Source organism: Polaromonas aquatica (assembly GCF_050626995.1).
GTDB lineage: Bacteria > Pseudomonadota > Gammaproteobacteria > Burkholderiales > Burkholderiaceae_C > Polaromonas > Polaromonas aquatica_A.
The window spans coordinates 4,051,805-4,066,018 of the sequence record NZ_CP192467.1 but is presented as its reverse complement, the minus strand read 5'-3'; the positions used below and the strand labels follow the sequence as shown (position 1 = coordinate 4,066,018).

The 14,214-nt window shown below is 63.0% G+C and carries 15 protein-coding genes; 7 read left to right on the top strand and 8 right to left on the bottom strand.

The annotated features are described in order from the left end of the window. Positions 1-32: 32 nt before the first annotated feature. Genes ACQ4MS_RS19475 through ACQ4MS_RS19445 form a run of 7 tightly spaced genes read right to left on the bottom strand, consistent with a single transcriptional unit; the run spans position 33 to position 5,613 of the window. On the bottom strand, positions 33-635 hold the full coding sequence (locus ACQ4MS_RS19475) for a Maf family protein (protein ID WP_431096314.1): 603 nt from the start codon (positions 633-635) through the stop codon (positions 33-35). A gap of 8 nt (positions 636-643) precedes the next feature. Beyond that, on the bottom strand, positions 644-1,111 hold the full coding sequence (gene rlmH / locus ACQ4MS_RS19470; protein WP_431096313.1) for a 23S rRNA (pseudouridine(1915)-N(3))-methyltransferase RlmH: 468 nt from the start codon (positions 1,109-1,111) through the stop codon (positions 644-646). Continuing rightward, positions 1,108-1,911 (bottom strand): ribosome silencing factor, encoded by an 804-nt coding sequence (gene rsfS, locus ACQ4MS_RS19465; RefSeq protein WP_431096312.1) that lies wholly within the window; start codon positions 1,909-1,911, stop codon positions 1,108-1,110. The genes rlmH and rsfS overlap by 4 nt, the downstream gene beginning before the upstream one ends. 29 nt (positions 1,912-1,940) lie before the next feature. Next, a complete protein-coding gene (gene nadD, locus ACQ4MS_RS19460) occupies positions 1,941-2,570 on the bottom strand; it encodes a nicotinate (nicotinamide) nucleotide adenylyltransferase (protein WP_431096311.1) in 630 nt (209 codons plus the stop codon). Further along, positions 2,570-3,487, bottom strand: a complete 918-nt coding sequence (gene hemF, locus ACQ4MS_RS19455) for an oxygen-dependent coproporphyrinogen oxidase (protein WP_431096310.1) — start codon at positions 3,485-3,487, stop codon at positions 2,570-2,572. Before hemF ends, nadD begins: the two co-directional genes overlap by 1 nt. A gap of 52 nt (positions 3,488-3,539) precedes the next feature. Continuing rightward, the gene (gene purD / locus ACQ4MS_RS19450) at positions 3,540-4,841 is read right to left on the bottom strand and encodes a phosphoribosylamine--glycine ligase (RefSeq protein WP_431096308.1); all 1,302 of its coding nucleotides are present in this window, start codon (positions 4,839-4,841) and stop codon (positions 3,540-3,542) included. A gap of 40 nt (positions 4,842-4,881) precedes the next feature. After that, positions 4,882-5,613 (bottom strand): YebC/PmpR family DNA-binding transcriptional regulator, encoded by a 732-nt coding sequence (locus ACQ4MS_RS19445; protein WP_431096306.1) that lies wholly within the window; start codon positions 5,611-5,613, stop codon positions 4,882-4,884. 87 nt (positions 5,614-5,700) lie between these two features. On the opposite strand from ACQ4MS_RS19445, the gene ACQ4MS_RS19440 reads away from it, so the two are divergent. Both ACQ4MS_RS19440 and ACQ4MS_RS19435 read left to right on the top strand, forming a co-directional pair. Beyond that, positions 5,701-7,182: a helicase HerA-like C-terminal domain-containing protein gene (locus tag ACQ4MS_RS19440; RefSeq protein WP_431096305.1), complete on the top strand. Its 1,482-nt coding sequence runs from the start codon at positions 5,701-5,703 to the stop codon at positions 7,180-7,182. Between the two features lie 3 nt (positions 7,183-7,185). Continuing rightward, a complete protein-coding gene (locus tag ACQ4MS_RS19435) occupies positions 7,186-7,653 on the top strand; it encodes a hypothetical protein (RefSeq protein ID WP_431096304.1) in 468 nt (155 codons plus the stop codon). A gap of 19 nt (positions 7,654-7,672) precedes the next feature. Here ACQ4MS_RS19435 and ACQ4MS_RS19430 read toward each other — a convergent pair whose 3' ends face one another. Next, positions 7,673-8,581, bottom strand: coding sequence for an alpha/beta fold hydrolase (locus tag ACQ4MS_RS19430; protein ID WP_431096303.1), 909 nt, complete (start codon positions 8,579-8,581; stop codon positions 7,673-7,675). A gap of 305 nt (positions 8,582-8,886) precedes the next feature. On the opposite strand from ACQ4MS_RS19430, the gene ACQ4MS_RS19425 reads away from it, so the two are divergent. The 5 genes from ACQ4MS_RS19425 to ACQ4MS_RS19405 all read left to right on the top strand — a co-directional run bounded on the left by ACQ4MS_RS19425 (position 8,887) and on the right by ACQ4MS_RS19405 (position 14,213). After that, positions 8,887-10,137 carry a GTP cyclohydrolase II gene (locus tag ACQ4MS_RS19425; protein WP_431099629.1) on the top strand — a complete coding sequence of 417 codons (1,251 nt, stop codon included), beginning with the start codon at positions 8,887-8,889 and terminating at the stop codon, positions 10,135-10,137. Next, a complete protein-coding gene (locus ACQ4MS_RS19420) occupies positions 10,130-11,449 on the top strand; it encodes a URC4/urg3 family protein (RefSeq protein WP_431096302.1) in 1,320 nt (439 codons plus the stop codon). The genes ACQ4MS_RS19425 and ACQ4MS_RS19420 overlap by 8 nt, the downstream gene beginning before the upstream one ends. Positions 11,450-11,489: 40 nt before the next feature. Then, a complete protein-coding gene (gene upp, locus ACQ4MS_RS19415; protein ID WP_431096301.1) occupies positions 11,490-12,131 on the top strand; it encodes a uracil phosphoribosyltransferase in 642 nt (213 codons plus the stop codon). Positions 12,132-12,227: 96 nt separating this feature from the next. Next, positions 12,228-13,226, top strand: coding sequence for a BMP family protein (locus ACQ4MS_RS19410; protein WP_431096300.1), 999 nt, complete (start codon positions 12,228-12,230; stop codon positions 13,224-13,226). A 24-nt stretch (positions 13,227-13,250) separates the two neighbouring features. Next, positions 13,251-14,213 (top strand): 5'-methylthioadenosine/S-adenosylhomocysteine nucleosidase, encoded by a 963-nt coding sequence (locus tag ACQ4MS_RS19405; protein ID WP_431096299.1) that lies wholly within the window; start codon positions 13,251-13,253, stop codon positions 14,211-14,213. Position 14,214: the final 1 nt, after the last annotated feature.

Here is a 14,214-nt window from a genome sequence, read left to right as displayed (position 1 = left end):
AGGGGCCTGAAAAAATGTGTGGAATTCTGGGGCTAGAGGCGAATGCCGGCGGCTTTCAGCAAAAGCGCCGTTTCCCTCAGCGGGAGCCCCATGATGCCACTGTAGCTGCCGTCTATCCGGCTGATGTGCATGGCCACCCTGCCCTGCACCGCGTAGGCGCCGGCCTTGCCCATGGGTTCGCCGCTGGCGACGTAACGGCGGATCTCCGCGGGCGTCAGTTCGTCAAAGCTCACGCGCGAAGTGCTCAAGGCCTCAAAACGGCGGCGCCCGGCCTGCACCGCCACGGCCGTCAGCACCCGGTGCGTGCCGCCCGACAACTCTCCCAGCATGCGGGCGGCGTCTTTTGCGTCATCCGGCTTGCCGTAAATCACGCGGCCCATGGCCACCGTTGTGTCCGAGCAGAGGATGGGCGCCGGCGGCAGCTTGCGCCGCTTCATGCGCGCGACCGCCGCATCGAGCTTGAGGCCGGTGACGCGCTGCACGTAGGCCGCGGGTGCTTCGTTCTTGAACAGCGCTTCCAGCGATTCGGCGTCTTCTTCGGCGTCCGCCAGCAGCAGCTCGTGACGTACGCCGAGTTGCTCCAGCAGTTGCCGCCGCCGTGGGCTTTGCGAGGCCAAGTAGATGAAGTCAGCCATGGACGGGACTATTCACGATGGTAGGGGTGATTGATGGTGATGCTCCAGGCGCGGTAGAGCTGTTCAATCAGCAGCACACGCACCATGGCATGGGGCAACGTCAGGTCCGACAGGCGCAGGCGCTCATGCGCCCCCTGCTTGAAGCCGGCGTCCAGCCCGTCGGGCCCGCCGATCACGATGGCCACGTCATCGCCGGATAGCTGCCAGGCTTTGAGCCTTTCGGCCAGGGCCACGGTGGTGACGGCCGTGCCGCGTTCATCAAGCGCCACGACACGGGTGCCACGCGCGATGCTGGTCTCTATGCGCCCGCGCTCGGCGGACAGCAGGTTTTCCAGGGTTTTGGAGGCGCGCGGCTCGGTCTTGACGGCCTTGAGCTCGACTTTGAGTTCCGGCGGAAAGCGTTTGGCGTAGTCGTCGTAGGCCGTCTGCGCCCAGTCGGGCACCTTCTGGCCGACGGCTACGATCGTGAGCCTCATTTGCTCCGGGGAGCGGTTTTCCTGGGGGCGGGTTTCTTCGCCGCGGTCTTGGCTGCAGCCACGGCTGTTTTCCGGGCAGCGACCTTTTTGGGTGCCGGCACCTTGACGATGGGCGTCTTCACGGCGGGCTTGGCCGATTTAGCCGGGGCGGCCTTAGCGCGCACCGGCTTGGCAACGGGCTCTGCCGCCGTCGCGGTCGCATTGCGCCTGGCGGTCCAGTCGTTGGTCTTGCCGACGCGGCCCACATAGCTGGAGTCAGCGGCCTTGGCAGACGTATTGGCTGGTGCTTTTGCCGCCGACTTGGCAGCCGTCTTCGCGCCTGCTTTGGCGGCGGTTTTCGCGCCGGCGCGACCGGCCTTGGGCTTGGCCTCAGGCTCGACATCAGTTTTGGCCGCCTTCACCAGCGGCGCGGGCGCTCCCAGCTTGAGCTTGATGGGCTTGTCGCCCCAGAGTTCCTCCAGGTGGTAGTACTGGCGAATAGTCGGCTGCATGATGTGCGCCACGGCAGCGCCGCAATCAACAATGATCCACTCCCCGTTGTCTTCGCCCTCGATGCGAGGCTTCGAAAAACCCGCGTCCCGCACGGCATCCCTCACGCTGGCAGCCAGCGCCTTGGTCTGTCGGTTGGAACTGCCGGAAGCGATGATCACGCGCTCGAACAATGACGTGATGTGCTCCGTGTCAAACACCTGGATGTCCTGCGCCTTGACGTCTTCGAGGCCGTCAATGATGGCACGCTGCAATTTCTGCACGTCCTTTTTGTCGGCGGCGGCGGAGGTTTTGACGGTGGTGGATGTCATGCAGTGTCTTGCTTCGATAAGGTAGGAAATTAATGGGAACGGTACAGCTGGTGAAGTGAAATATAACGCGCAACGGCTTCAGGGACCAACTGGGTAATTCCCTCTGCTACTGCAGCGCCGGAGGCCATTAACTGGCGAATTTGGGTGGCGCTGACAGGCATCAGGGGAAGATTGAGCAGGGCAAAACGGTTGCCTTGGCTTTCGTAGGACTCAAATTGAGGTCCGGCCAGCGTGGATTGTGCGCGATCAGCTATACAAATTATAGCAAGGTCAAGAATGTCCTGCCACCTGTGCCATTGCCTGAAGGCCGCAAACTGGTCCGCGCCAATGAACAGGTAGATCTGTGCGCCAGGATTTTCCTCCTGGAGCGCCAAAAGCGTGTCCATGGTGAAAGTCGGCCCGGCGCGTTGCACCTCGCGCTCATCTACCCGAACACCGGGGATATCGCCAAAAGCCAGTTTCGCCATTGCCAGCCGGTGAGCCGGCGCACTCAAGGCGCGTGACTTGTGCCAGGCGTGGCCGGTAGGAACGACGTACAAGGTATCAAGGCCAAATTGCCTGATCGCCTCCTGCACAAGCGCAACGTGCGCGTTATGGGGCGGGTCAAACGCCCCGCCAAACATGCCAACACGCTTTTCCGCAGGTGACGGCGTTGCCATCAAACCCAGTCCCGTCTCGGCAAAAACTCCGTGTACAGGCGCTCTTCAGGGCTGCCGGGCTCGACGCCCCGCTGGTAGGACCAGCTCGCCAGCGGCGGCATGGACATCAGGATGGATTCGGTGCGCCCGCCCGACTGCAGGCCGAAATGCGTGCCGCGGTCCCAGACCAGGTTGAATTCCACGTAGCGGCCGCGCCGGTAGAGCTGGAATTCGCGCTCGCGTTCGCCGTAAGGCGTGTCCTTGCGCCGCTCCACGATGGGCAGGTAGGCCTGCAAAAAGGAATCCGCCACGCCCTGCATCATGGCAAAGCTGCGCTCGGGGCCAAGTTCCTGGAAATCGTCGAAAAACACGCCGCCTATGCCGCGCTGCTCCTGCCGGTGCTTGAGGTAGAAGTATTCGTCGCACCACTGTTTGAAGCGCGGGTATTTGTCCTCACCGAAGGGCGCCAGCGCGTCCTTGCAGGCCTGGTGGAAGTGCACGGCGTCCTCCCCGAAGCCGTAATACGGCGTCAGGTCCATGCCGCCGCCGAACCAGCAGACCGGCACATCGGGGGTGGTGACCGGCGCAGCGGCCAACATGCGCACATTCATGTGCACCGTCGGCACGTAGGGATTACGCGGATGGAACACCAGCGAAACGCCCAGCGCCTCGAAGGGCGCGCCGGCCAGTTCGGGCCGGTGCTGCGTCGCCGAGGGCGGCAATTTGGGCCCGCGCACATGCGAAAAGCCGCAGCCGGCGCGCTCGAACACCCGCCCCTGCTCCAGGATCATGGTCAGCCCGTTGCCCTGCAGCGTCTCGCCGGGCTCCTTCTGCCAGCGGTCGGCCACAAAAGGCCTGCCGTCGATCTGGGAAATGGCCTGGGTGATGCGCTGCTGCAGCGCCAGCAAAAATTCTCGAACGCTTGAAATATCGGTCATGCTGAGGTGTACCCCAAAGAACAGGCGCCGTACAGCGGCACCCGTCCGGTGATCAGGGCTTGAGCGCGCGCCAGCCGATGTCCTTACGGTACTGCGCGCCGTCAAAGCCTATGCCTTGCGCCACTTCGTAGGCGCGCTGCTGCGCGGCTTTGACCGTGCTGCCCAGCGCCGTCACGCACAGCACGCGGCCGCCCGAAGTCAGTGTCGCGTCGCCGTCCTTGCGCGTGCCGGCGTGGAATACCATGGTGTCCTCGGGCGCGTCGCCGGGCTTGACCAGGCCCTTGATCGCATCGCCCTTGCGCGGGTTCAGCGGATAGCCGTGCGCGGCCATCACCACGCCCAGGGCCGGGCGGCGGTCCCAGTCGAGCTCGATCTGGTCCAGCGCCCCCGAGGTGGCCGCCATCATCACGTCGAACAGGTCAGTCTTGAGCCGCATCATGATGGGCTGGGTTTCCGGGTCGCCCATGCGGCAGTTGAATTCGAGTGTCTTGGGCTTGCCGTCGGCGTCGATCATCAGGCCGGCATAGAGGAAACCGGTGAAGGGGATGCCGTCTTTTTCCATGCCCCTGATGGTCGGCAGGATGATCTCGCGCATGGCTCGGCCGTGCACCTCGGGCGTGACCACCGGGGCCGGCGAATACGCGCCCATGCCGCCGGTGTTCGGGCCTTCGTCGCCGTCCAGCAGGCGCTTGTGGTCCTGGCTGGTGGCCATGGCTGCCACGTTCTTGCCGTCGCACATCACGATGAAACTGGCTTCCTCGCCCTGCAGGAATTCCTCGATGACGACGCGCGCGCCGCCCTCGTTGTGCGTCACGCCCAGAGGGTTGAAGTCGGGATTGGGCGCGAGCATGAATTCGATGGCCTCGTGCGCCTCATGCAGCGTCATCGCCACCACCACGCCCTTGCCGGCCGCCAGGCCGTCGGCCTTGACGACGATGGGCGCGCCTTTTTCGTCCACATAGGCGTGGGCCGCGGCCGCATCGGTGAAGGTTTCGTATTCAGCCGTGGGAATGCCGTGGCGCTTCATGAAGGCCTTGGAAAAGGCCTTGGAGCTTTCCAGCTGCGCAGCGGCCTTGGTCGGGCCGAAGACCCGCAGGCCGTGCGCGCGGAATTCATCGACGATGCCGGCGGCCAGCGGCTGCTCGGGACCAACCACGGTCAGCGCGATCTTTTCGGCCGCAGCCCATTCGCGCAGCGCCTTCACGTCGGTGATCGCGATGTTTTCCAGCCGCGAATCGAGCGCCGTGCCGCCGTTGCCGGGCGCGACGTAGACCGCCTGGACTTTCGGGGACTGGGCCAGTTTCCAGGCCAGCGCGTGCTCACGGCCACCGCCACCCACTACAAGAACTTTCATGCTGCTGCTTTCATTGATTGCTGTTGTTTATTGTTGTTTCTTAGGCGTCTTCAGACAGGGCCGCGTTGTGGAAAACGTCCTGGGTGTCGTCCAGGTCTTCCAGCACGTCCAGCAGCTTTTGCATCTTGCGGGCATCCTCGCCGCTCAATTCAATCGTGTTGTCGGCACGCATGGTGACTTCGGCGATCTCGGGCTTGAGGCCGCCGGCCTCCAGCGCGTTGCGCACGGCCTCGAAGCTGGTGTAGGGGGTAAGCACCTCGATGGCGCCGTCCTCATGCGTGATCACGTCGTCGGCGCCGGACTCCAGCGCCACTTCCATGACCTTGTCCTCGCTGGTTCCGGGCGCAAAGATCAGCTGGCCGCAGTGCTTGAACTGGAAGGCCACCGAGCCCTCGGTGCCCATGTTGCCGCCATGCTTGGAAAAGGCGTGGCGGATCTCGGCCACGGTGCGCACCTTGTTGTCGGTCATACAGTCGACGATGATGGCCGCGCCGCCTATGCCGTAGCCCTCGTAGCGCACCTCTTCGTACTGCACCCCTTCCAGGCTGCCGGTGGCCTTGGCGATCCCGTATTTGACGTTTTCATTGGGCATATTGGCCGCTTTGGCCTTGTCCACCGCCAGCCGCAGCCGCGGGTTGGTGCCCAGGTCGCCGCCGCCCATGCGGGCCGCCACCATGATCTCGCGCATCACACGGGTCCAGATACGCTGGCGCTTTTCGTCCTGGCGCCCTTTGCGGTGCTGAATATTCGCCCATTTACTGTGACCAGCCACGGAAATCCTTTGGAATTGATTTAATCTACAAAGCGCATTTTACTTTTAGGGAGCGCATCACAGCTCCCGCCAACCCGAGGACACCCCATGGCCGAGCCCTTTTTGATTGCCAGGAACGCTTCCACCACTTGCGAGCTGCTTCCGGCGCTGGCCAACCGCCATGGTTTGATCACCGGCGCCACCGGCACCGGCAAAACCGTCACCCTGCAGACGCTGGCGGAAAACTTCTCGAAAATCGGCGTGCCGGTCTTCATGGCCGACGTCAAGGGCGATCTGGCCGGCATCAGCCAGCCGGGCAGCATGGGCGAAAAGATGTCGGCTGTGCTGAAGGAGCGCGGCATCGACAAGCCCGAACCCCTCGCCTGCCCCACCACGCTGTGGGACGTGTTCGGCGAGCAAGGCCACCCGGTTCGTGCCACGGTGTCCGACATGGGCCCGCTGCTGCTGGCCCGCATGCTGGGCTTGAACGACACCCAGGCTGGCGTGCTGAACCTGGTGTTCAAGATTGCCGACGACAACGGCATGCTGCTGCTGGATCTGAAAGATCTGCGCGCCATGCTGCAGCATGTGGGCGACAACGCCAGTACCTTCACCACCGAATACGGCAACATCAGCGCCGCCAGCGTGGGCGCCATCCAGCGCGGGCTGATGCAGATCGAAACCCAGGGCGGCGACAAGTTCTTCGGCGAGCCCATGCTCAACATCAGCGACTTCATGCAGACAACGGACGGCAAAGGGGTGATCAACATCCTGGCCGCCGACAAATTGATGAACTCGCCGCGCCTGTATGCCACTTTTTTGCTGTGGATGCTGTCCGAGCTGTTCGAGCAGTTGCCCGAAATCGGTGACCCGGACCAGCCCAAGCTGGTGTTTTTCTTCGATGAGGCACACCTGCTGTTCAACGAAGCACCAAAGGCCCTCATCGAACGCATCGAGCTCGTCGTGCGCCTGGTGCGCTCCAAGGGCGTCGGCGTCTATTTCGTCACCCAGAACCCGCTGGACATTCCCGATTCGGTATTGGCCCAGTTGGGCAACCGCGTGCAGCATGCGCTGCGAGCCTTCACGCCGCGCGACCAGAAAGCCGTCAAGGCCACCGCCCAGACCATGCGCCAAAAGCCCGGCCTGGACATCGAAACCGCCATTACCGAGCTGGCCGTCGGCGAAGCACTGGTGAGTTTTCTCGACAGCAAAGGCCGCCCCAGCATCACTGAACGGGCTTACGTGCTGCCGCCCGGCAGCCAGATCGGCCCCATCACGCCGCAGCAACGCCAAGCGTTGGTGGCAGGGTCGCTGGTGACGGGTGTTTATGAAAAGGAAACCGATCGCGAGTCGGCCTATGAGATGCTGAAAGCACGCACCGCGGCTGTGCAAGCCGAGGCGGCAAAAACTGCGGAAGCGTCCGGTGGACTGATGGGTGGCATCAGCGATGTGCTCTTCGGCTCCAAGGGCCCGCGCGGTGGCCAGCGCGACGGCCTGGTGCAGTCGGTATTGAAATCTGAAGCTCGGGCACTGGGGCGGCAGGTGCTGCGTGGTGCGCTGGGCACCATTTTTGGCGGAAAGCGGCGGTGAGTGATGATGAATAGATCGTTTTTCCTGTTTACGCTGGCACTTTGCACTGCGGCCTTGGCCCATGCGCAAGCGCACCCATCAAGCTCCTTCAATCCGCGGCTGGAGACCGACACCGTGCACATTGGGGACTCCGATGCGCTAGTGGAGGTCCACGGGCAGGTGTTGATGGAAAACAAGGAAGGAAAACTGGTACCAGCCTCGCCTGGAATCCGGATTCGCTCAGGTGCATGGCTATTGGTGCGAAAAGGGGCCTGGTTTGTGATCGGTACGACCACCTTCGGCCCAGAACATCATGGTGATCGACAAGTGCGCTTCGTCTCAACCGCCAGAAATCCCGCCACCGCTCGAGTCCCGAATCTCGCGGAAACAGACGCGAAGGTGCACGTCCTGCAGCCACCCACGCAAACCGAAGGAAACTGCACCCTGATTCAGGGAAGCAGGGGCGTGGTGACCAAATGCGAAAAGCGATGACCTGGACGGACATCCTCTGCTAGACACCTGCGTCGGAAAGCCCGTGCACCCGTCCCAGGAAGTCACGCACGAGCGGCAGGATTTCCTCCAGGTTGGTCTCCAGCGCCCAATGCCCGCCGCGCAGCAGGTGCAGCTCAGCGCGGGGAAGGTCCCGAAGGTAGGCTTTTGCGGCGCCTTCAGGCATGTAGCCATCTTGGGGTCCCCAGACGATCAAGGTCGGTGGCTGGTGCTCCCGCAGGTAGGCCTGGTATTTCGGGAACCACAGCAGGTTTTCCTTCAATCCCTCCATGAGAGCCAGCGCGATGGCGCGGCGCCTCGGATGGTTCATCAACGGCCAGGACAAACGCCATAAATCAGGCGGAATGCGGGCGACCAGGTCGGCGTCGATCTCCCCGATGAATTCCTTCCTGAAACCTTCTTCACTCACCGCTTCTTCAAGCACGGCCCGGGCCGCTTGCGACGGGTTGGCCCAGTAATCCTGGATCGGCTTGTACTTGGGACCCAACTGGTCTTCATAAATATCGCCGTTTTGAATAATGAGGGCGGCTACGCGCGCGGGATGGCGCATTGCCAGGCGCAGTCCGATTTGCGATCCGTAGTCATGCAGGTAAAGCGCATACCTCGACAGCCCCAGCCGCTGTGTGAACTGCTCCAGGAACGTGGCATACCCCTCGAACGAGCAGGACTGCTCGCTATCTTCCGGCGTGCCGCTGTAGCCGAAGCCCGGGTAGTCCGGCGCGATCAGCCGCCAGCGGTCAGCCAGCGCCGGCATGAAGTTGCGGAACTGGAAAGACGAGCTCGGATAGCCGTGCGGCAGCAGGACAACCGGCGCTTCCCGCGGCCCGGCTTCGCGGTAAAAGATGTGCACACCGTCAAGCTCAAGGGTTTTGTGCTGCGTGGGCAAGGTCATGGGGTTGAATCGATTCATGTCACTCTCCAGCCAGAAAAGTACACGGCCACAAGAAAGCGAGATGTAGGACAACGGCGTTGCCCGGTGCCGCCTCCCGCCAACCGGTTTGCGCCGGTTTTCTCACCATTTTTGTGCGGCTTCGGTTTCCTGTCGCAAATTAGCGACCCGGTAAAACTGCCGGACTTGTCAATACCGGCACGCATCGCTACATTGGATTTTTTGAAGGATCCGCAATGCCCGCTGAAGTTGCCGCCAAGTCCCTTGATTCGAGGCCGGCCGTCCCTGCGCCTGGTTCTCCCGCTTTAACGCCCACCACCTCTTCGATGCCGGCCAGCCCTGCGGTTTCCCACATCCGTTTGACCTCTCATGCCGGAGGTTATGGCGCACTGCCCATCCGCTGGGCTGCCCCTACGGCCACCGAACGCGGCCCGGTGGTAGGCACCACCACCAAACGCAGCCACCGCAACGTCATTGGCACGCACAGCGGCTCGTACAGCGTCTACCGCGCGCTCGCCGTTGCCTCCGGTGCCCTCAAAGCCAGCCACAAGGCCGACCTGACCAACACTTCACCGACCGATGTGATCGGCCCCTATCCGCAGTGGAGCGAGCCTGGCCGCATCGTCGCCATGGACCCTTGGGGCGCCATGGTGGCCGATGTTTTTTCCAATGAGCTGGCAGCGGGCTACGACATCCGGCCGACCATCGCGGTAACTCAGGCTCACGTGATCCTGCCTGAGGTGATCGAGGCCCTGCAGTCCGGCAGGCTCAAGGCCGACGGCAAGTTTTTGACGGCCGGCGGCGCGGCCATGGTGACCAAGGTCGCCGTCGAACCGGTCTGGTACCTGCCCGAAATCGCCCGTCGCTTCGGCTGCAGCGAAACCGATTTGCGCCGCGTGCTGTTTGAGGAAACCGGCGGCATGTACCCAGAGCTCGTCACCCGCAGCGACCTGGAAGTCTTTTTACCCCCCATCGGCGGCCTCACGGCCTACATCTTTGGGCGCCCACGCGACCTCGCCAACCCCGATGTCGAACTCACCGCCCGCGTGCACGACGAATGCAACGGCTCCGACGTCTTCGGCTCGGACATCTGTACCTGCCGCCCCTACCTCACACATGCCATTGAAGAATGCATCCAGGGTGCCCAGCGCGGCGGCGTGGGCCTGGTGTCCTACTTCCGCAAGGAAGGCCGGGCATTAGGCGAAGTCACCAAGTTCCTGGTCTACAACGCCCGCAAGCGTCAGGTTGGCGGCGACACGGCCGACCAGTACTTCAACCGTACCGAATGCGTGGCCGGCGTACAGGATATGCGCTTTCAGGAACTGATGCCCGACGTGCTCAACTGGCTGGGCATCCGCAAAATCCACCGGCTCGTTTCCATGAGCAACATGAAATACGACGCCATCACCCGCGCGGGCATTGAAGTGGTCCAGCGCATCAACATACCCGAACACATGATCCCGGCCGATGCCCAGGTCGAAATGGACGCGAAGATGGCCGCAGGCTATTTCACCCCCGGCGCGGTGCCCGACGCCGAAGAACTGAAAAAAGCCAAGGGCCGGGGGCTGGATGTCTGAAACCACGCCAATTCCGGACAATCTGAGCAACCCCGCCAACGCAAACTACACCATCGCAGGAAACCTGCGCGGCATCAGCGCCGCCGCAGAACTGCGCTCGACCAGAACGATACGCGCCCGCGCTTCTGCCCTGCTTGAGCGTGCGCGCCGCGGCGAATCCGCCTGGTTTACCGTCAATGACGGCGCCATGACCACCGCCGCTGCGCTGGTCGCCGAAATCACCCGCGCCCGCTACCCTAGCCTGGAGATTCCGTACCACAGCCGCTGGCGTCATTTCGAGGCCGGCGGCATTGACCGCCTGGCCCAGCTGAACGACGCGCTGGCATCCGCCACGCCCGCCGGGCGCGCCCGTGCACAGATTGACCTCGCACTCATCAGCGTGTTGCTGGACGCTGGCGCCGGACCTCAATGGCACTACCTCGAAGCCGCCCAGGGAGAGCACCCCTGCAGCGAATACAGCCGCTCCGAAGGCCTCGGTGTGGCAAGTTTTCATGCCTTCATGGCCGGGCTTTTTTCGAGCGACCCTCAGCAGCCATTGCAAGCCGATGCGGCTGGCCTCAAAGCCATCACCGCGGACCAGCTGGCCCAGGCTTTCCAGGTCACACCCGAAAACCCGCTGATCGGCCTCGAAGGCCGCGCCGCGCTGTTGCGGCGCCTCGGTCAGGCGCTGCAGGACCAACCCGCGATCTTTGGCCAGCGAGGCCGGCCGGGCCACTTGTTTGAAGCGCTGGTACAGCCCGGGCAAAGCGCTATCGAGGCACACGAACTGCTGTCGGTGCTGCTCACCAGCCTCTCGTCCATCTGGCCTGCCCAGAACGTCCTGGGCAACATCCCGCTAGGCGACTGCTGGCAGCACAGCGCGGCAGGCGATGGCGAATCTGCAAAAGCCGGGCCGAGCCACGGCTGGATGCCTTTTCACAAGCTGTCGCAGTGGCTCACCTATTCACTGCTGGAGCCTTTCGAGTGGGCCGGCGTGCAGGTCAAAGGGCTCGACGCACTGACGGGCTTGCCCGAATACCGCAATGGCGGCCTGTTCCTCGATGCCGGTGTGCTGCTACTAAAGGACCCGGCCCAGGCCAACCGCCTGCATGCCGCCGGCGACGAACTCATTGTCGAATGGCGTGCCCTTACTGTGGCCCTTCTTGATGAGCTCGCCCCGCTGGTGCGCGAGCAGTTAGGATTGACCGCCGAGCAAATGCCGCTGGCCTGTGTGCTCGAAGGCGGCACCTGGGCTGCGGGACGCGCACTGGCACAGCAATTGCATCAAGGTTTACCGCCCCTGAACATTCAGAGCGACGGGACCGTATTCTGAAATTCAAGAGACAAGAACAGAACAAAAGGCACACAAGCACATGACCATCCACAGCGATAAAGTCCACCTGATCGATCACCCTCTGGTGCAGCACAAGCTCACCCTGATGCGCCGCAAGGACGCCTCCACCAACACCTTTCGCACCCTGCTCAACGAGCTCAGCATGCTGATGGCCTACGAGGTCACCCGCGACATGCCGATGCAGGACATCGAGATTGAAACCCCGCTGGAAACCACCACGTCCAAAGTCATCGACGGCAAGAAGCTGGTGTTTGTCTCCATCCTGCGCGCCGGCAACGGCATTCTGGAAGGCATGCTCAGTGTGGTGCCTGGGGCGCGCGTCGGCCACGTCGGCCTGTACCGTGACCCAAAAACGCTGACGGCCGTCGAGTACTACTTCAAGATGCCGCACGACATGGAAGAGCGCGACATTGTCGTGGTCGATCCGATGCTCGCCACCGGCAATTCGGCCATTGCGGCGGTTGAACGGCTCAAGGAGCTCAACCCCAAGTCCATCAAATTTGTCTGCCTGCTGACCTGCCCGGAGGGCATCAAGGCCCTGCAGACCGCGCACCCGGACGTGCCCATCTATACCGCCGCCATCGACCGCGAGCTCAACAGCCACGGCTACATCCTGCCCGGCCTGGGCGATGCCGGCGACCGAATATTCGGAACCAAATAAGGCGTTAGCCCTTTGTAAACGGGCGCAGGCAGCTCCTGAATTGATAGCGGTTTCCAGACATCTTTGTCCCACCTGAAAACACAACCGGAGAGTCCCATGCCCCAGACCGTCAAGCGCCGCCAGCTCGTCCTGCTAGCCTCCGCCCTCGCAGTGGCCCTGCCCGGCTTTGCCTTTGCCCAGGCCAAAACCAAGGTAGCAGCCATTTACACAGTGCCGTTTGAGCAGCAGTGGGTCAGCCGCCTGCACAAGGCGCTGAAAGCCGCCGAAGCGCGCGGCGAAATCGAATACAAGGCCACTGAAAACGTCGCCAATGCCGACTACGAACGGGTCATGCGCGAGTACGCCACGGCAGGTAACGCGCTCATCGTCGGTGAAGCTTTTGCAGTGGAAGCCGCAGCCCGCAAGGTCGCCAAAGACTTCCCCAAGGTGTCTTTCCTCATGGGCTCGTCCGGCAAGCCGCAGGCGCCCAACTTCTCGGTGTTCGACAACTACATCCAGGAGCCGGCCTACCTGAGCGGCATGATCGCCGGCGGCGTGACCAAGAGCAACAAGATCGGCATGGTCGGCGGCTTCCCGATCCCCGAGGTCAACCGCCTGATGAACGCCTTCATGGCCGGCGCGAAAGAAACCAACCCCAAGGTTGAGTTCAGCGTAAGCTTTATCAACAGCTGGTTTGACCCGCCCAAAGCCAAGGAAGCCGCTTTCGCGATGATCGACAAGGGCGCCGACGTGATGTACGCCGAACGCTTCGGTGTGAGCGACGCCGCCAAGGAAAAAGGTAAGCTGGCCATCGGCAACGTCATCAATACGCAGGACAAATACCCCGACACCGTCGTGGCGTCAGCCCTCTGGAACATGGAACCCAGCATCGACCGAGCGATCAAGGCCGTCAAGGAAGGCAAATTCAAGGCTGAAGACTACGGCCCCTATTCCATGATGAAGTACAAAGGCTCCGAACTCGCGCCGCTGGGCACCTTCGAGAAAAAGGTGCCAGCCGATATCGTCACCAAGGTCAAGGCCAAAGAAGCCGACATCCTGACCGGCAAGTTCACCGTCAAGGTCGACGACGGCCAACCGAAGTCCAGCGCCAAATAATCCCTGAAGCCGGAGGCGCGCCGTATGCATTTCCAGTTTGACGTGCGGCGCGTGCTCCCGTCCCGGCTGGCGGCTTTTGTCATCGCTGTTTTCCTGGCGCTGAGCCTGGCCGGCTGCGCCACCCGGCCCGTCACCGGCACGCCCGTGCGGCTCGACGACACACCGCGCATTGCCGTGATGTCGGCCTTCGAGCCCGAACTCACCCTGCTGCTGCGGCAGCTGCAGGCGCCCGCGCGTCACCGCGTCAACGGCGTCGACTTCCACACCGGCACGCTGCAGGGCAAACCCGTTGTGCTCTTCCTCTCCGGCATCAGCATGGTCAACGCGTCCATGAACACGCAACTCGTGCTGGACCGTTTCAACATCCACAGCATCGTCTTCAGCGGTATCGCCGGTGGCGTCAACCCCGGCCTGCACATCGGTGACGTCAACGTGCCAGCCCAGTGGGGCCAGTATCTCGAGGTGCTGATGGCGCGCGAAACTGCGCCCGGCAAATTCACCATCCCGCCGCGCATGGAGGCCCAGACCCTGGCCCCCTTCGGCATGCTGCACCCGCGCCCTGTCGAAACCCGCACCGCCGCCAGCCCGGTGCCGGTGCGCAAGTTCTGGTTCGAGGTCGACCCGCGCATGCTGGCCGTCGCCCGCGACCTGGGCTCCATCCCACTCGAATCCTGCAATGCCGGCGTCTGCCTGACGCACAAGCCGCAGCTCTTGGTCGGCGGCAACGGCGTCTCAGGCCAGGCTTTCGTCGACAACGCTGCCTTCCGCGAATACGCCTTCAAAACCTTCCAAGCCAACGTGCTCGACATGGAAACCGCCGCCGTGGGCATGGTGGCCTACAGCAACAGCGTGCCCTACATCGCCTTCCGCTCACTCAGCGACCTGGCCGGCGGCGGCGAAGGCGCCAACGAGATGGTGACCTTCATGAACATCGCCGCTGACAACTCGGCCAAGGTTCTATTGGCGTTCCTCGCAGCCTGGAAGTAAC